The 15,554-nt window shown below is 63.3% G+C and carries 18 protein-coding genes; 7 read left to right on the forward strand and 11 right to left on the reverse strand.

Annotated elements, in window-relative coordinates:
- Nucleotides 1–36 precede the first annotated feature (36 nt).
- Together fabI and mddA are read right to left on the reverse strand one after the other, a co-directional pair.
- Complete coding sequence (gene fabI / locus AC1D1B_RS10335) at nt 37–855, reverse strand: enoyl-ACP reductase FabI (protein WP_477331730.1); 819 nt, start codon at nt 853–855, stop codon at nt 37–39.
- A 225-nt stretch (nt 856–1,080) separates the two neighbouring features.
- Nucleotides 1,081–1,815, reverse strand: a complete 735-nt coding sequence (gene mddA / locus AC1D1B_RS10340) for a methanethiol S-methyltransferase (RefSeq protein WP_477331732.1) — start codon at nt 1,813–1,815, stop codon at nt 1,081–1,083.
- Nucleotides 1,816–2,000: 185 nt separating this feature from the next.
- Between mddA and AC1D1B_RS10345 the strand changes: the two genes are divergently transcribed.
- A complete protein-coding gene (locus tag AC1D1B_RS10345; protein ID WP_477331734.1) occupies nt 2,001–2,636 on the forward strand; it encodes a TetR/AcrR family transcriptional regulator in 636 nt (211 codons plus the stop codon).
- Nucleotides 2,637–2,655: 19 nt separating this feature from the next.
- Here AC1D1B_RS10345 and AC1D1B_RS10350 read toward each other — a convergent pair whose 3' ends face one another.
- On the reverse strand, nt 2,656–3,582 hold the full coding sequence (locus tag AC1D1B_RS10350) for a DnaJ C-terminal domain-containing protein (protein ID WP_477331736.1): 927 nt from the start codon (nt 3,580–3,582) through the stop codon (nt 2,656–2,658).
- Nucleotides 3,583–3,704: 122 nt separating this feature from the next.
- Nucleotides 3,705–4,166 (reverse strand): RT0821/Lpp0805 family surface protein, encoded by a 462-nt coding sequence (locus AC1D1B_RS10355; protein ID WP_477331738.1) that lies wholly within the window; start codon nt 4,164–4,166, stop codon nt 3,705–3,707.
- 40 nt (nt 4,167–4,206) lie between these two features.
- On the opposite strand from AC1D1B_RS10355, the gene pdxH reads away from it, so the two are divergent.
- On the forward strand, nt 4,207–4,824 hold the full coding sequence (gene pdxH / locus AC1D1B_RS10360; RefSeq protein ID WP_477331740.1) for a pyridoxamine 5'-phosphate oxidase: 618 nt from the start codon (nt 4,207–4,209) through the stop codon (nt 4,822–4,824).
- Between the two features lie 22 nt (nt 4,825–4,846).
- On the opposite strand, the gene AC1D1B_RS10365 is transcribed toward pdxH, so the two are convergent.
- The 5 genes from AC1D1B_RS10365 to AC1D1B_RS10385 form a co-directional block, all read right to left on the reverse strand.
- Nucleotides 4,847–5,410 carry a hypothetical protein gene (locus AC1D1B_RS10365; protein ID WP_477331742.1) on the reverse strand — a complete coding sequence of 188 codons (564 nt, stop codon included), beginning with the start codon at nt 5,408–5,410 and terminating at the stop codon, nt 4,847–4,849.
- Nucleotides 5,407–6,003, reverse strand: coding sequence for a hypothetical protein (locus AC1D1B_RS10370; protein WP_477331744.1), 597 nt, complete (start codon nt 6,001–6,003; stop codon nt 5,407–5,409). Before AC1D1B_RS10370 ends, AC1D1B_RS10365 begins: the two co-directional genes overlap by 4 nt.
- Nucleotides 6,000–6,578 (reverse strand): hypothetical protein, encoded by a 579-nt coding sequence (locus tag AC1D1B_RS10375; RefSeq protein WP_477331746.1) that lies wholly within the window; start codon nt 6,576–6,578, stop codon nt 6,000–6,002. The genes AC1D1B_RS10370 and AC1D1B_RS10375 overlap by 4 nt, the downstream gene beginning before the upstream one ends.
- Nucleotides 6,571–7,896 (reverse strand): hypothetical protein, encoded by a 1,326-nt coding sequence (locus tag AC1D1B_RS10380; protein WP_477331748.1) that lies wholly within the window; start codon nt 7,894–7,896, stop codon nt 6,571–6,573. Before AC1D1B_RS10380 ends, AC1D1B_RS10375 begins: the two co-directional genes overlap by 8 nt.
- Nucleotides 7,897–8,063: 167 nt before the next feature.
- Nucleotides 8,064–9,098 carry a LacI family DNA-binding transcriptional regulator gene (locus tag AC1D1B_RS10385; protein WP_477331750.1) on the reverse strand — a complete coding sequence of 345 codons (1,035 nt, stop codon included), beginning with the start codon at nt 9,096–9,098 and terminating at the stop codon, nt 8,064–8,066.
- Between the two features lie 95 nt (nt 9,099–9,193).
- On the opposite strand from AC1D1B_RS10385, the gene AC1D1B_RS10390 reads away from it, so the two are divergent.
- Nucleotides 9,194–10,387, forward strand: a complete 1,194-nt coding sequence (locus AC1D1B_RS10390; RefSeq protein ID WP_477331752.1) for a phytanoyl-CoA dioxygenase family protein — start codon at nt 9,194–9,196, stop codon at nt 10,385–10,387.
- 31 nt (nt 10,388–10,418) lie between these two features.
- Here AC1D1B_RS10390 and AC1D1B_RS10395 read toward each other — a convergent pair whose 3' ends face one another.
- Together AC1D1B_RS10395 and AC1D1B_RS10400 are read right to left on the reverse strand one after the other, a co-directional pair.
- The gene (locus AC1D1B_RS10395) at nt 10,419–11,171 is read right to left on the reverse strand and encodes a crotonase/enoyl-CoA hydratase family protein (protein ID WP_477331754.1); all 753 of its coding nucleotides are present in this window, start codon (nt 11,169–11,171) and stop codon (nt 10,419–10,421) included.
- A 32-nt stretch (nt 11,172–11,203) separates the two neighbouring features.
- Nucleotides 11,204–12,973 carry an acyl-CoA dehydrogenase family protein gene (locus AC1D1B_RS10400; RefSeq protein ID WP_477331756.1) on the reverse strand — a complete coding sequence of 590 codons (1,770 nt, stop codon included), beginning with the start codon at nt 12,971–12,973 and terminating at the stop codon, nt 11,204–11,206.
- Nucleotides 12,974–13,198: 225 nt separating this feature from the next.
- On the opposite strand from AC1D1B_RS10400, the gene AC1D1B_RS10405 reads away from it, so the two are divergent.
- From AC1D1B_RS10405 to AC1D1B_RS10420, 4 genes are all read left to right on the forward strand, one after another.
- Nucleotides 13,199–13,435, forward strand: coding sequence for a hypothetical protein (locus tag AC1D1B_RS10405; RefSeq protein ID WP_477331757.1), 237 nt, complete (start codon nt 13,199–13,201; stop codon nt 13,433–13,435).
- A gap of 61 nt (nt 13,436–13,496) precedes the next feature.
- Nucleotides 13,497–13,784, forward strand: coding sequence for a type II toxin-antitoxin system TacA family antitoxin (locus AC1D1B_RS10410; RefSeq protein WP_477331759.1), 288 nt, complete (start codon nt 13,497–13,499; stop codon nt 13,782–13,784).
- Nucleotides 13,781–14,284 (forward strand): GNAT family N-acetyltransferase, encoded by a 504-nt coding sequence (locus AC1D1B_RS10415; RefSeq protein ID WP_477331761.1) that lies wholly within the window; start codon nt 13,781–13,783, stop codon nt 14,282–14,284. The genes AC1D1B_RS10410 and AC1D1B_RS10415 overlap by 4 nt, the downstream gene beginning before the upstream one ends.
- A gap of 156 nt (nt 14,285–14,440) precedes the next feature.
- Nucleotides 14,441–15,553 carry a glycoside hydrolase family 25 protein gene (locus AC1D1B_RS10420; protein WP_477332120.1) on the forward strand — a complete coding sequence of 371 codons (1,113 nt, stop codon included), beginning with the start codon at nt 14,441–14,443 and terminating at the stop codon, nt 15,551–15,553.
- Nucleotide 15,554: the final 1 nt, after the last annotated feature.

Raw genomic sequence — 15,554 nt, forward strand, 5'->3', positions numbered from 1 at the left:
TGAAATCAGGACAGGCAGGCGGAAATCGCGACAGGACTATTCCTTGACAGTCGAAATATCCGGCGCGTCGACCGCCTTCATGCCGACGACATGATAGCCGGAATCGACATGATGGACTTCGCCGGTGACGCCACGCGACAGATCAGACAGGAAGTAGACGCCGGAATCGCCGACTTCTTCCTGGGTGACCGTCTGCTTCAGCGGCGAATTGTATTCGTTCCACTTCAGGATGTAGCGGAAGTCGCCGATGCCGGAGGCAGCCAGGGTCTTGATCGGACCGGCCGAGATGGCGTTGACGCGGATCTTCTTGCCACCGAGGTCGACGGCGAGATAGCGCACGCTGGCTTCGAGCGCGGCTTTGGCGACACCCATGACGTTGTAGTGCGGCATGACCTTTTCGGCGCCGTAATAGGTCAGCGTCAGCAGCGAGCCGCCCTCGGTCATCAGCACCTCGGCGCGCTTGGCGATGGTGGTGAAGGAAAACACCGAAATGTCCATGGTGCGCAGGAAATTGTCGCGCGTGGTCTCGACATAGCGGCCGGTCAGCTCGTCCTTGTCGGAGAAGGCGATGGCGTGGACGAGGAAGTCGAGCTTGCCCCAGTGCTTGGCGACACTGGCAAACACCTCGTCGAGGCTCGCCGGATCGGTGACGTCGCAATGGCCGGCGACAAAGGCGCCCAGTTCCGCCGCCAGCGGCTCGACGCGCTTCTTGAACGCCTCGCCCTGATAGGTCAGCGCGATCTCGGCGCCATGGTCGACGCAGGCCTTGGCGATGCCGTAGGCGATCGATCTGTTGTTGGCGACGCCCAGTATAAGCCCGCGCTTGCCGGCCATAAGGCCCTGTCCACCCGCCATGTCAGCGCTCTCCGAAAGATTTTCTGCTTTGGAGTGCCTATCGCACAGGCAGAAAGGCGCTTCAAGCGCAGACGGGCCGCGCGTTCAATTCAGACACTGGGCAAACAACGATTGGGGGTATGTAACGTGTTTGTGAGCTTCAAATGGCTCACTGCGGCCAGCGCGCCCCGACAGCCCAGGCCCGCGACCGACCAGCCGAATCGGCCGGTCGGCACCGAATGCCGCCTACTCGGTGACTTTGCGCCAGGGAATGAGCATTCCCACCTGCTTGCGGTAGAGGCGGTACTGATCGCCGAACATCGCGACGAGATCGCGTTCTTCGAGAAAGATGCCGAGCAGGATGTAGCCGGTGCTGCCCGCCGCGAACAGAAGATGGCCCCATGTCATCGACGGCGTCGCCCAGAAGGCCAGGAGAAAGCCGACATAAAGCGGGTGCCGGACCCATTTGTAGAACAGCGGCGTCCTGAAGACCGGCGGAGCCGGTTCCGTCTTGCGCAACGCCGCCAAAGCCTGGCGCAGGCCGAACAGCTCGAAATGGTTGATCAGAAAGGTGCTGATCAGCAAAACCGCCCAGCCGAGCCAGAATACGCACTGGATGATGGCGACCCACATCGGATTCTCGACCGTCCAGACGGGACCGGGGATTGGCCGCCACTGCCAGTAGAGCAAAAGCAGGATAAGGCTGGCCAAAAGCACGTAGGTGCTGCGTTCAGCCGTGTGCGGGACAATCCGCGTCCACCAGCGCTTGAACACCGGCCGCGCCATAATGCTGTGCTGGGCGGCGAAAAGACCGAGCAGCAAGGCGTTGATGATGATGGCTTCGACCGGGTTTCCCGCAATCCCTGAATCGATCGATTTCGGTACGACTGTATTGCTGACAAAACCGACTGCATAGAGAAACGAGCCGAGAAATATCAGGTATGCGGCAACGCCGTAGATAAGGGTGATTACGCCCGCCATGACTGCCCCTCCATGCAAGCACCAATATTCGGTCGGTCGACCGAATTCGCGTCAAAAACCATAAATCTTATAGCAAGTCAACTTGATCGGTCGCTCGACCGAGATATGGTGGCGCGACGTCCAGCCCGGACAGGAGAAGCTATGACCCGCCCAGATTGTGCCGCTACAAGCGGCAGGCACGCCGCATGACGGATGCTGCCGAAGCCGTTGCTTCACCCCAGAACAAGCCAAAGCGCGACACGCGCGCCGAACTGATTTCGGCAGCCGAGCTGTGCCTCTATCGAGGCGGCTATGCCGATCTGTCGACGCGCCGCGTTGCCGAGATCGCCGGTGTTCCGCTCAGCCAGATCCACTATCATTTCGGTTCCAAGGAACGGCTGTTCCTGGCCCTGCTCGATCATCTGAACGAGGGGCTGTTGAAGCGCCAGGCGGAGACGTTTGCTGCGCCGATGCCGCTATGGCAGCGTTGGGAGCGCGCCTGCGATTTCCTCAACGAGGATCTGGCCTCCGGCTATGTCCGGATCCTGCACGAGATGATCGCGGCAAGCCTGTCGAGCCCCGAAATCGCCAAGGCGGTGCGCCGTGACCTGCGCGGCTGGTTCGAACTGCTGGAGGGACTGGCGCAAGAGGCGGAGCGGCGGTTCGGCGGCCTCGGGCCATTTTCCGCCGCCGAAGTGACCAGCCTGGTCAGCGCCGCCTTCCTCGGCAGCGAGACGATGATCCTGCTGGAGATCGAGAGCCCACATGTCCCGGTGCGGCAGGCGTTGCGCCGCTTCGGCGAAACCATCAGGCGGATGGAGGAAGCAGCGCCCGGCAGCTAGCCAGCGAAGTCGAGTTGCGTCAGCCTTTGCGGCCGCGCATCAGCGCTTCGAGCTCGCTGTCGCCACCTTCCGGCAGCATGATGCGGACATGGGCGTAAAGATCGCCATGGCCGCCAGCCTTTTGCGGCAAGCCCCTGCCCTTCAGGCGTAAAACCTTGTCCGAGCTCGACCAGGCCGGGACATTGACCGCCAGCCTGCCGGTCGGCGTTTCGACTGGAACCTTGGCGCCCAGCACCGCATCGGCCAACGCTACCTCCAGATCGGCATGCAGGTCGCGACCCTCAATGCGGTAGCGCGGGTGCCTGCGGATGTGGATCTTGACCAGCGCATCGCCGGGCTGTCCGGGCCCTTGCTCGCCCTGGCCCTTCAGCCGGATGGTCTGGCCGTCCTCGACATAGACCGGCAGCTTGACCGCAATCTTGCGCCCGTCGGGGAACATGGCGGTCACCTTTTCGGCGGTCGCCATCTCCTCGATGGTGACGTCGAGCGTCACGTTCAAATCTGCGGCCGTCGCCTGCTGGCGGCGGTCGCCGGCACCGGCGCCGCGCGCGCCGGAAAAGGCGTCACCAAAGATCTGGCTGAAGATGTCGCTGTTGCCGTCGAACGGATCGCCGCCCGGACGGCCCGAACGGAATTCGAAGCGCGAGCCGCCGGCGCCCTGCTGGCGGCGAAAGCCGCCGAACGGATCGCCGCCGGCTGCGCCCTCAAAACCCTGGAATTTCGGCTTGCCGTCGGCGTCGATCTCGCCGCGGTCGAACGCCCCGCGGTTCTTCTCGTCGCCGATCACTTCATAGGCCTGGTTGGCAGCGGCAAACCGGTCCTTCGCCTTGGGATCATTCGGATTCTGGTCCGGATGATGCTTCTTGGCGAGTTTGCGGTAGGCCGATTTTATGTCCTTGGCCGATGCGTTCTTGGCAACGCCCAGCACCTCATAGGGGTCGCGCATGCGTCCTGCCCTGGAAAAAGAGTGAATCCACGTTACCCCTTATATGCGCTTGCATAGGAAGAAATTCCAGTAGCGCACAGGCTTATCAAGGCTGAAATTGCGGTGCCCGCAAGTCTCGAAAATCAGAACGGTTTGAAGTCCTGCATGTGCCAGCCGCCGGCGCCGGCCATGCACAGTTCTCCCTTGAACAAAGCCACGCCATCGAAGCTTTCGCGCGAGGCGGTGAAGCTGCGGCAAGTCTGGCCCTTGTCCTGCAACTCGGCCAGTTCGGTGATGGAGCCGCGCGAGCCGGTGTCTGCATTCGCCCACGGCACGGCCTGACCGCGAAGCTCCTCGATGTCGGCCGAAGAGACCGCATTGCCGATCGTGGTCTGGTCGGAAGCGCTGTCGGCGTCCGTTGATGTCGTCCTCACCGGCGCACTTGAGGTGACGATGGAACGGTCGACTTCGGCCTTTTCCAGGCTGAAGCCGCCGGCGCCGCAGGCGGCAAGCGGCAAGGCGACGATCACGATCACGGCTTTCGAACTGGCCGAAGCGAAAGCGCTCCATTGCCCGCTGTCAAAAGCTTGCGCGATACGCGACAATCGGCAACCTCCTGAAGCTCGAGACAATTTGAGAAAAACTATGAGTGACACTGAGTTAACAACTGGTGACTTTACCGAGGCCGCCGAGCCGTTCCGGCTCTTTGCCGAGTGGCTGGAGGACGCCAAAAAAAGCGAAATCAACGATGCCAACGGCGTCGCGCTGGCAACCGTCGATGCAGACGGCATGCCGGATGTGCGTATGGTTCTGCTCAAGGGGTTCGATGAAAGCGGCTTTGTCTTCTACACGAATTTCGAGAGCGCCAAGGGCCGCGAGATTCTTGGCAGCATGAAGGCGGCGATGTGCTTCCACTGGAAATCGCTGCGTCGCCAGGTGCGCATACGCGGACCGGTGGAGATCGTCAGCGACGCCGAGGCGGATGCTTATTACGCGACGCGCCCGCGCGGCAGCCGCATCGGCGCCTGGGCCTCGAAACAGTCGCGGCCGCTGGAAAGCCGCTTCGCGCTGGAGAAGGCGGTGGCCGAATACACGGCGCGCTATCCAATCGGCGAGATCCCGCGACCAAAACACTGGTCGGGCTTCCGTATCGTGCCGCAGGCGATCGAGTTCTGGCACGACCGGCCGTTCCGGCTGCACGACCGCCTGGTCTTTTCACGCAACGCCGAAGGCGGCTGGGACAAGACGCGGCTCTATCCCTGAGGATCGCCGTGACCGCTGGAGATCAATCCTTTTCCAGCTGGAACAGCAGGAAATGCGGCCGTTCGCTGGCGACGCCGACCGCCGGCCGTATCGACTTGGTCGCTTCCTTCGGCACCAGAAAGGTCTCGCGCAGATTGAGCGTGTCGCCGGTCTTGGCGTTTGAGAACATTGCCGAAATGCAGGTCTGCACATTGTCCGGCGTTTTCAGCGAGACAATGGACGTCGGCAACCAGCGCCGGCCCTCGGCATCGATCAGCATCACCTTGCAGCCAAGCCAGAGATTCTGCAGGTCAGGATCGCCGACAGTCACCGCAAAATCGGCCAGCACCGGAACGGAATCAGGCGGCAGGTTCTTCATGCCGAAGGCGCCGCGCAGGTCGGTCAATTTCCAGTCGCTGCCGCCGAAATGCGCACTCTGGCCCCAGGCGACGCGGCGCTCGAACAAATCATTGTCGCCGAGCAGCGCCTTGACGCTGTCATAGGCTTCGACGGCCAAGGTCAGGGGAATGAGCACAAGCAACGCCCAAAGGCTGCGGCGGCGCCACTTTTTCTCCGTCAGCCCACTGTCCTCAATCAGCGCCGTCATTTCGGTTGCCCATCAATCGGCTGGGTCAGATCGAGCGTGTCGACGGTTCCGGCAGGCATGCCGTCGGAACCGGAAGCGACCGGCCCGATCGAAATCTCGGCCTGTGAATCCAGCGCCGCCATCAGCTTGCTCGAGATCAGCACCGTCGCGTCGCCGGCGTCCTCCGGCCTCATTTCGAAAATTAGCCTCGCCTTCCGCGGCAGGCCAGGATCGACAGTCACAGGGAGAAAGCCGTTGTTGATGAAGGACAGCCGCTCGGTGTGGTCGTAGATCAATCCCGTTGGTCCGCGCCAGGACGCGACCGCGACCGTTGTCGACGCAGCCCTGGCCGCGAACTCGACCGTCACCACTGCCCACACGCCGCCGGTGGTCAGCAACTTCGTCTCGCCGAACCGGTCCGTCTTCAATTTGCGGGCAAACTCCAGCTTTTCGGCGCGCACCTCGAAGCTGCGGCCGATGACAGTGTCTCCGACCTTGCCGCGCACGGGAATGGGACCGATCAGGTCGGCATAATGCGGCTTCGAAATCTGCAGGCCGTAGCAGAAGGCTACGGCGACAAGCAGCAGGACGAGATTGGCCAGTCTGCGCATCATTGCTGGCTGTCCCCGGTCTCGGGCCCGACAGGGATGGTCAGCGTGCCGATCGGGCTTGGATTGAACCAGCCCGGCAGACCGTAGAGATTGTCGCGCTGTTTGTAGATTTTGCTGATGACCGTCAGGTCGAGGCTTGCCGGTGCGGCAGTACCATCCGGCAGCTCCCAGATATAGGCCATGTGCTCCGTCATGCCGGGGTGCAATTCCGGCGACAGTGTCGAATCGCGGGTCAGCACGATGTACGGTTTTGTCGCGGGGTCGAGCGGCGGCCGGGTTGCCTGGAGGAGCTCGAAATAGTCCTTGGTGGATTGGGCCGTGCGGTTAGTCATGTCGACCTCGAAGACCAGCGCTTTCGCACCGGGCTTGAGCAAGGTGCCGTAGACGTATTTCTCAGCGCTGACATAGGCCTTCACTGGCTGCAGCAGCCATTGCCCTGTTTCGATCGGGCTTGCCGGAGCCAGAACCGGCACCTGCGCATGCCTTGCCCCGAAGGCGCCGGCAACGGCAATCGCCGCCGCCGTGCCGATGCCGGCGGCGACCCATGTCTTCAGCCGCGAGCGGGCGCTCTCAAGCATCTTGCGCCGCTCCCGCCGGACCGGTCCGCTGCGCCGTCTCGCTGGTCTGGCGCTTGGGTAACACAAAGGCGGTTTCGAGGATGGCGGCGAGAAAGCAGATGCGCAGCGGCTCGACCAGAATGCCGGTCGATGAGTCCTGGAAGGCGCTGCCGAACAGCAGCGAGACGCCTTCAGATAGCACCTGCCAGGTGTCGAGGTCGTGCGGGCCGATGATGCGGGTCGCGCCGAGCCACGCCCACGCCGCCAGCCAATCGATGAGACGATAGCCGACGATCAGCGTGAGCATGAGCATGACGCCGGAACTCAGCGTGATTCGTACGCCGTTGGCGATCGGCAGATAGCGCGAGCGATAGCCGGAGATGAAATGCTCGACGAAGTCGCGCATGAATTTCGGAATGGTGCGGTAGCGAGCGCCGAGGCGTCCGACCCGTTCGTGCACGCGCAGTAGCTCCTTGTCGTCGCGCACGTCATAGCCATAGATCAGCGCGGTCATGACCAGCCAGATCACCGGCAGCAGCATGAAGAAGAACAGCGCGATCAGCTTCGTCGTCGTGTCGATGGACGTGATCTCGACCGGAACCATCGGCTCGGCAAAGGCTTTTGCCACAGGGTTGGCCACGCCGTCGGCGGCAGCCTGCAGGACGGAAAAGATGTTTCGGCTCATGATCCAGCCGACAATGTCGTCCTTCCAGCGCGAGATGACGTAGAGACCGACGAAAATCCAGTTGGTCTCGCAGATCACCACCACGATCTGCCAGAAGGATTTTGCTCCGCCGCGTTTCTGCATCGCCTGTGCGAAACGCCTGACCAGCCAGGAGATGACGACGGAAAACACCAGCCAACGCGAATCCAGCACATCGAGCACATTGCCCGCGCCTTCGCCGAACGGCGCCATGTCGAGCGTGACGCGCGAATATTGCCGCACCGTGTCGCCGAGAAAGCCCCAGGCGGCGTAGTAGGCGAAGAAGGGCAGAAGCGCGACGGTGACCATGCGCGCCAGCCGCGCGGCGCCGCTGCTCTTTTCGGCACCCGTCTCGCCGGACGCCTGTCCACGAGCCGCCTGCTGCGCGGCACGGATCGCCGGCAAGGCGGGTAGCAGCGTCTGGAACATGGCGACGGTGACGACGAGCTGCGTCAAGGCGACGAGCGTCAGCAGCGCAAGCCCGGCCATATGGTTGAGGAAAGCGGTGCGCGCTGCGATCTGCATGAACAGATCGCTGCCGACAATGCCCAAAAGCACCATGGCGATCAGCTGCGGCCAAAAACGCCACCAGAGCCTGAACGTCAGGCCCAGCGGCTTCAAAACATCGGCAAGCATGTCGTGGCGTTCAACCCGTCAATGCGCGGCGGCTTCGGCGCTGCGCGCATCGATGGCAAATTCTCGGGTCATGTCCTCTCCACCTGGCAAGGCCCCCGCCAGCGGCCGTCGAGAGATAGTGCAAGCCGCAGCGCCTTGACAACCCTTGAGCTGTTGTCCCCTGACGCCTACCGCCACGCCACCATCTGCGGCAGGTTGAACAGCGTGATGATCTGGATGTTGGCCATGCCCGACACAGGCGACTTCGGCAGCAACCCGTGCGCACGCATGACATGCAGACAGGCGTTGCGCATGTCCTGGCCGAGATCGTGATGCAGCACAGCGCTGATGCGCCCAGCACGCAACAGCGCGATGTTGTCGGCATCGAGATCATGACCGACGAAAGCGCGGCAGGAGCGGCCAAGCGCGGCGAAAGCCTCGACGACAGCCAGGTTGCCGCCGCCGATCGAATAGACGCCAGCAATGTCGGAATGCTCGCGCAAGGCATCGCGTGCGAGCCGGCCGGTGTCGCGGTCGAGGCCATGGCCTTCGCTGACCTCGACGATGCCAAGCCCGGGGTAGCGCTCGCGCAGCGCCTGCCTGAAGCCGATCTCGCGCTCTTCCTCGCCGCGGAAACGGTTGCTTGAAATAGTCACCAGGATGCGCGCCGGGCCGCCGCCGAGCCATTCGCCCAGGAGGTAGGCCGCCGTCTCGCCCGCCGCGCGGTTGTCCATCCCGACATAGGCTTGCCGCCCCGTATCAGGGAGATCCGTCACCAGCGTCACAACCGGGATGCCGGCTGCAACAAGCCGCGCAGCGGCGGCCCTCACCTCCGCGACATCCGGAGCCTTGAGGAACACGCCATTTGAGCCCCGACGCTGCAGCGCATCGATGATCCCGACGGTAGTCTCGACGTTACGGGTCTCGGCGAGATGATAGCGGGCGCGGAAAATCGCCGGCTGCAAGGACGGCATCGCCTGCTCCAGCCCCTGCCGAACCGCGTCGCTGAAGCGGGCGGGCGCCTCCATGACGACGTCGAGCACGAATTTGCGGCCGGAAAGGCCGATCTGGTCGCGCTGCTGTTCAAGCTCGCCAATGGCCTGCTTCACCCGCCGCACCGTGTGCTCGCGCACGCCCGGCCGGTCGTTCAGCACACGGTCGACGGTGGCGAGGCTGAGCCCAGCCTGGAGGGCGATGTCCTTGAGGAGAAACGCGCGCGACATGTCTTGAGGTGTTTTTGAGGTGTTTGCGAGGCAACAAGCACAGCAGGCTGTTGTATACGGCAATCACAATCAGAACCGCAACAGGAGGATGCGTCATGAAGGCCGACAACCTAGCCAGGATCAGGTCCGCGAAGGTCTGGCTGACCAAGCAGCAATGCGACATCGAGGATTTTCGCGCGCTTGTCGAGCAGAAGACGGACGCCGCCGACTATCCCTTCGCCGCCAGCATCGAAAAGAACGTGCCGGTCTATGATGGCGACGTCGTGCGCGAGGCGGCGGGCGATCCCGAAACCCGCAAGGCGCTGCTGGCCGAATGGGTCGAGGCGCTGACCGACGGGCCGGGCGTGGTGGCGTTCAAGAAGGCGTTCGCCGACACCGCGCCGATCGACGCCGCAACGACGCTCTTCAACGACATGATCGCCGAACAACATGCCACCGGCACCGGCGGCGGCGACCATTTCGCCAAGCCTGGCGCCAATGACCGCATCTGGAATGCGCTCGAAAAATTCTGCCTGCGCGATCCCGCCGCCTTCGCGGCCTATTACGGCAATGAGATCACCGCGCTGATCTCCGAGGCATGGCTCGGTCCGGCCTACCAGATGACGTCACAGATCAATTGCGTGAACCCGGGCGGCGCGGCGCAATCGGCGCATCGCGACTATCATCTCGGCTTCCAGTCGCCGGAAGTCATCGAGCGCTATCCAGTGCATGTTCACCGCATCTCGCCGGTGCTGACGCTGCAGGGAGCCGTTGCCCATTGCGACATGCCGCTGGAGAGCGGCCCGACGCTTTATCTGCCCTATTCGCAAGCCTATCTGCACGGCTATCTCGCCACCGGCTTGCCCGAGTTCAAGGCCTATTTCGCCGAGCATCATGTGCAGCTTGCCCTGGAGAAAGGCGACGCGGCGTTCTTCAACCCGGCTCTGTTCCACGGCGCCGGCAACAACCGCTCCACCAACATCAGGCGCATGGCTAATCTGCTACAGGTCTCGTCAGGCTATGGCCGGGCGATGGAAAGCGTCGACCGCACCCGGATGAGCCGCGCGCTCTATCCGACCATCCAGAAGCTGCTGGCAGCGGGCGCGATCTCGAAGGAAGCGGCCGTGAATGCGATCGCCTCGACGGCCGAAGGCTATTCCTTCCCGACCAACCTCGATCGCGACCCGCCGATCGGCGGGCTGGCGCCGGAGACGCAACAGGCGCTGTTCCATCGCGCGCTCGATGCCGGCTGGGCAGCGGACGATTTCGGCAAGGCGCTGGACGAGCAGGCCAACAAGAAGCTGACCTGAGAGAATCGTAGGCGTCCGCTGCCGCGGGCGCCTATCCCTTTTTCCGCGTCATGAAGGCGGTCAGCGCGGCGCGCGCCTCATCGGACTTCAATCGTTCAAAGAAATGCCCGCTCTCGACCTTGATGCGGGCGACGAGCTCATCGCGCGGCGCGCGCATAAGGTCGCGCGCGATCTTCAGCGCCTGCGGCGGCTTGGCGGCGATCGCGCCGGCAGCAGCCAGCACAGCGCTCTCCAGCGCGCTCTCCTCGACGACTTCGTAAATCAGGCCGGCCGCCTTGGCGCGTTCGGCGGAAAATCCTTCGCCGAGACCGAGCAGGGCGAAGGCGCCCTGACGACCGAGGATGAGCGGCGCCAGCAGGCTGGAGCCCGCCTCCGGCACCAGGCCGAGGTCGACGAAGGGCGTGCGGAAGACGGTGCGCGGCGTGGCGAAGGTCAGGTCGCAATGCAGATTGAGCGTGGTGCCGATGCCGACCGCAATGCCGTCGACGCCCGAGACGATGGGCTTCTCCGTTTTGGCCAGCGCCATCAGGAAGTCCCAGACCTCGTTACCGCCTTCGCCGCCGGTGGCGATGACGAGGAAGTCGGCGAGGTCGTTGCCGGCCGAAAAAGCGCCGGGCACGCCGAGGAAGACATGGACGCGAACCGCCGGATCGGCATCGCCTTCGGCCAAGGCCCTGGACATTGTCGCGTACATGGCGCGCGTCAGCGCGTTCTTCTTGTCCGGACGGTTCATGCGGATGATCTGAATGGCGCCCTGGCGCTCGACGAGGATATGGTCTGTCACGGTCATTTTTCCCTGGTGAGCGCCTTAGTAATTCAGGCTGACATGAGCGCCTTGCCGGCAGCGGCGAGGCTTTCGGCGCCGTCGATGACGCGGTCCTTCAAGGCGTGCGCTTCACCCAACAGGTTTTCGGCGAAGAAGCGGCAAAGGGCGACGCGGCTTTGCTCGGCTAGCCCGCCACGCGCCAGATAGGCGCCGCCGGCGGCAAGCGAGATTAGCCTGAGATAGGGCGTGGCACCCGCCTGAGCTTCGTCGAGACGGCCATCGGCCAGCAGTGTCTGCAGGAAACGCGTCGCTTCGGTGAGATCATCGAGCGCCCGATCGAGGTTTTCAGCGGTGCGGCCGAAGCCCTGCAGGTTCGAGGTTCGCACCTCATCGGCGACCGCCTTCAGTTCGGCGATGTAGCCATGCACGTGCTCACCGCCGCCGAGCGGCAGTTTGCGCGCCACCAGGTCGATCGCCTGAATACCGTTGGTGCCTTCATAGATCGGCGCGATGCGGGCATCACGATAGAGCGCCGCCGCGCCCGTCTCTTCGATGAAACCCATGCCGCCATGCACCTGGACGCCCAGCGACGCGACGTCGACGCCGACATCGGTGGAGAAGGCCTTGGCCAGCGGCGTCAGGAGATTGGCGCGGTCGCGCCAATGCGCTGCTTCCTCGCCTGCCGAGGCACGCGCGAGGTCTATGGCGTGAGCGCAGCTATAGGAGATGGCGCGGGCGATCTGGGTCAGCGCCTTCATGGTCAGGAGATTGCGCTGTACGTCCGGGTGATGGACGATCGGCGCCATGCCGGCGCCGGTATAGTCCGACGCCTTGCCCTGGCGGCGCTCATTGGCATAAGCGATTGCCTTCTGCGTCGCGGCTTCAGCCACCGCCACGCCCTGCATGCCGACGCAAAGCCTGGCGTTGTTCATCATGGTGAACATGCAGGCCAGCCCCTTGTTCTCCTCGCCGATCAGCCAGCCGACGGCGCCGGGCGTGGCGCCCTGAAAACCGTCGCCATAGATCATGGTGCAGGTCGGCGAGGCATGGATGCCGAGCTTGTGCTCCAGGCCCGAACAGAAAACGTCGTTGCGGGCGCCGAGCGACCCGTCGTCATTGACGAGGAATTTCGGCACCAGGAACAGCGAGATGCCGCGCGTGCCGGCCGGCGCGTCGGGCAGCCGCGCCAGCACCAGATGGATGATGTTGTCGGTGAAATCGTGCTCACCATAGGTGATGAAAATCTTCTGGCCGAAGATGCGGTAGGTGCCGTCGCCGGCAGGCTCGGCGCGGCTGCGCAGGGCGGCGAGATCGGAACCGGCCTGCGGCTCGGTCAGGTTCATCGTCCCCATCCATTCGCCGGAAACGAGCTTGGCCAGATACTTGGCCTTGAGCGCATCGGAAGCGTGCTTGTCCAACGCCTCGACGGCGCCCATGGTCAGCGTCGGGCCGATGCCGAAGGCCATGGCGGCTGAGTTCCACATTTCGAGCGCGGCGACGCCGAGCATGGTCGGCAGGCCCTGGCCGCCGAACTCTTCCGGCCCCGACAGCGCGTTCCAGCCGCCGTCGATCCAGCTGCGGTAAAGCGCCTTCCAGCCGGGCGGCGTGGTCACGGCTGCATCCTTCAGCACCGCACCATGCTCATCGCCGATCTTGTAGAGCGGCGCCACCTCTTCGCTGGCGAAACGGCCGGCCTCGGCCAGGATGGCATCGACAAGGTCTTCGCCGAGATCGCCGAACGCGCCGCTGTCGAGCGCCGGCTTGAGACCGGCGACATGCTTGAGCGTGAACGAAATGTCGTCGACAGGCGCCTTATACATGCCGCTTTTCTCCTCCGCTGCTTCGGTCGCTCGATCCTAGGACCCGGGCCGACGCAAAACCATCCGCCTTTGGGCGGCCTCCGATCTTCTTTTTACGTAAACGTCAAACTTTGTCACGCGGATTTTGCAATCGCTGACAGTCGCGCTAGACTCCGCGCAGTCGACCGCCGACGCCGACGCCGACGCCGGCGCCGGCGCCGGCGCCAAAGCGAACCGGAACCTGCCATGCTTGCCAGACCCGAGACTTACCGTTGCATCGAATGCGGCCTGCCTTATCAAGCGAGTGGCTTCTGGTACTATCATGGCGAGCTCGAGAGAGGTCCCGCCTATTGGACCGATCGCGGCATATTGTGCTCACCAAAATGCTCGCTCGCCCATTACCGCAAGCGCGCGGCTGAAGGCACGCTGCCGCAAGAGCCGGCGCCGGATCCGCTTGAGGTGCCGCCGGTTACGCGGCGTTGAAAACCGCCATCTCTTGATATGTACGGCTAAATCCCGTACATATACAAACCGAGGTGACATGATGCCAAACCAACAGACCCGTACTTCCCGTCTCGAAGCGCGTATCTCGCCGGATATGCTGAGCGTAGTAAAACGTGCTGCCGAAATCCAAGGCCGCAGCGTCAGCGACTTTGTTGTCGCTGCAGCACAGGAAGCTGCACAACGCACCATTGAGGAGACCGCTATCATCCGCCTGTCCATCGAGGATCAGCGCGCTCTGGTGGACGCCATTCTCAATCCTCCCGAGCCCAATGACGCGCTCCGCAAGGCCGCCGATGCCTACAAGCGACTTGTCGCCGAATCCCGGTGAATCTGAACCTGATCATCGAGCCGCTTGCCGGGTCGCATGATCGTAGCGCATTCAGCTGTGGCGTGGCGGCGCTCGACCGCTACCTCGGCGAACAAGCGAGCCAGGACATCAAACGGCGGGTCAGCAATTGCTTCGTCGCCATCGACAGCGACGGCGGTGCCGTTGCCGGCTACTACACCCTCGCGGCTTCAAGCATACCCATCGCATCGTTGCCAGAAGACCTGACAAGGCGCCTGCCTCGTTATCCTGTCCTGCCCGCGATATTAGTTGGAAGGCTGGCGGTCGACACCCGATACCAGGGACGGCAGGTTGGGACAGCGCTGATCGTGGACGCATTGCGACGCAGCGCCCAGGCAGCACCTGCCTCCTTTGCGCTAATCGTTGATGCCAAAGACAATCAGGCCGCCGCTTTCTATCGCAAGCATGGTTTCACGCCATTTGAGAGTCGTCCGCTTTCGCTGTTCTTACCCATCGCCACGGCGTTGAAGCTCTTTAGTTGACGTCGTCATCCTCCCAGCGGCACCTTATGTGCTGAGACACAGAAGAAAGCACTTCCTTAACCATAGCAGTTCACCATCGGTGTTTGGTCAGCGGGGATCCCCTGTTTGAAAACGCCGGCGCATCTTCTTCGCCGCTCAGCGATCGCTCTCGCGGCGATGATGGCGCTGATATCGGCGGCTAAAGCCTCCGACTTTTCCGAGCCGTGGCGGGATGGCGACCGCGCGCTGGTGGTCGACGCCTACGAATACAATTCCATCGACTGGGCCGCACTTTCCACCGACAAGCGCGTTGTCGGCTTCATCAACAAGGCCTCGGACGGGCTGCCGCCGCCCTATTTCTGCTATGGCGACGAGACTACGGTCAAACTCTGCAAGACATTGTGGAAACGCTATGCGGTGACGCGCGAGCTATTCCAGACGCGCAAGGTGGTGGCCAAGGCGCTCGGGCTGAAATGGGGCGCCTATCATCTTGCCCGCCCCGGCAATCCAGTCGAACAGGCGAACAATTTCATCGATTTTGCCGAACCGGCGCCGGACGATCTCTTGGCCCTCGATCTCGAAGGCAATGACCCCTCGCAGTGGATGTCGCTGGAGGATGCCGAGGAATTCGTGCGCCAGGTGCACCGGCGGCTCGGCCGATTCCCGATACTCTACAGCAATGGCAAGACCGCACAGTTCATCGCCGACAACCGCTATCAATATCGGCTGTTGTCGCGGCTGCCGCTCTGGTATGCGCGTTACAAGCCCGACATCGACGTGCATTTTCCGATAGGCAACTGGAAGGGCTATGCGCTATGGCAGTTTTCGGCGCAGGCCAATTGCGGCCGCCTGCGCTGCCCGTACCGCGTCGCCGGCACGCCCAACGACATCGATGTCAACGTCGCGCCAATGGATGCGGCAGCACTACGTCAGCAATGGCCGTTTGGCGGCCTGATCGATGTGCCGGCCGACTACCTCGCCTCGATCCCGGTGCCGGTTTCGCGCGAGGCGGGGCTGGCCGGCAAAGTCACCATCACCTACGCCGATGTGGCGACGCCGCCGACGGTCGAGGAAATGGTGACGGTGCTCGGCGCGCGCTGGCAGACATTCCGCGCCGCCTTCCGCATGCCGGTGGTCAAGACGGTGCCGCGCCGCGCGCGCTTCGGCATTGCCGAGTATGTTGCCTGGAAGCGGACCGCGTATCGTTCGGAGGCTCTGCTCGAGGCCGCCTTCTCCCAGGCCGCCGATCCGGTCAGTACGGCCTCGACGGAACTGGTTCGCGAGCGCTGAA

It is taken from the genome of Mesorhizobium sp. P2_C5_2 (assembly GCF_056404535.1).

What these genes read in the sequence shown, in the direction of transcription:
- AC1D1B_RS10405 (WP_477331757.1), top strand. Translation starts at nt 13,199, where the DNA reads ATGCTTGCCAGACCCGAGACTTACCGTTGCATCGAATGCGGCCTGCCT.
- mddA (WP_477331732.1), bottom strand. Translation starts at nt 1,815, where the DNA reads ATGGCGGGCGTAATCACCCTTATCTACGGCGTTGCCGCATACCTGATA.
- AC1D1B_RS10385 (WP_477331750.1), bottom strand. Translation starts at nt 9,098, where the DNA reads ATGTCGCGCGCGTTTCTCCTCAAGGACATCGCCCTCCAGGCTGGGCTC.
- AC1D1B_RS10350 (WP_477331736.1), bottom strand. Translation starts at nt 3,582, where the DNA reads ATGCGCGACCCCTATGAGGTGCTGGGCGTTGCCAAGAACGCATCGGCC.
- AC1D1B_RS10380 (WP_477331748.1), bottom strand. Translation starts at nt 7,896, where the DNA reads ATGCTTGCCGATGTTTTGAAGCCGCTGGGCCTGACGTTCAGGCTCTGG.
- AC1D1B_RS10390 (WP_477331752.1), top strand. Translation starts at nt 9,194, where the DNA reads ATGAAGGCCGACAACCTAGCCAGGATCAGGTCCGCGAAGGTCTGGCTG.
- AC1D1B_RS10375 (WP_477331746.1), bottom strand. Translation starts at nt 6,578, where the DNA reads ATGCTTGAGAGCGCCCGCTCGCGGCTGAAGACATGGGTCGCCGCCGGC.
- AC1D1B_RS10400 (WP_477331756.1), bottom strand. Translation starts at nt 12,973, where the DNA reads ATGTATAAGGCGCCTGTCGACGACATTTCGTTCACGCTCAAGCATGTC.
- AC1D1B_RS10370 (WP_477331744.1), bottom strand. Translation starts at nt 6,003, where the DNA reads ATGATGCGCAGACTGGCCAATCTCGTCCTGCTGCTTGTCGCCGTAGCC.
- AC1D1B_RS10420 (WP_477332120.1), top strand. Translation starts at nt 14,441, where the DNA reads ATGATGGCGCTGATATCGGCGGCTAAAGCCTCCGACTTTTCCGAGCCG.
- pdxH (WP_477331740.1), top strand. Translation starts at nt 4,207, where the DNA reads ATGAGTGACACTGAGTTAACAACTGGTGACTTTACCGAGGCCGCCGAG.
- AC1D1B_RS10365 (WP_477331742.1), bottom strand. Translation starts at nt 5,410, where the DNA reads ATGACGGCGCTGATTGAGGACAGTGGGCTGACGGAGAAAAAGTGGCGC.
- AC1D1B_RS10345 (WP_477331734.1), top strand. Translation starts at nt 2,001, where the DNA reads ATGACGGATGCTGCCGAAGCCGTTGCTTCACCCCAGAACAAGCCAAAG.
- AC1D1B_RS10410 (WP_477331759.1), top strand. Translation starts at nt 13,497, where the DNA reads ATGCCAAACCAACAGACCCGTACTTCCCGTCTCGAAGCGCGTATCTCG.
- fabI (WP_477331730.1), bottom strand. Translation starts at nt 855, where the DNA reads ATGGCGGGTGGACAGGGCCTTATGGCCGGCAAGCGCGGGCTTATACTG.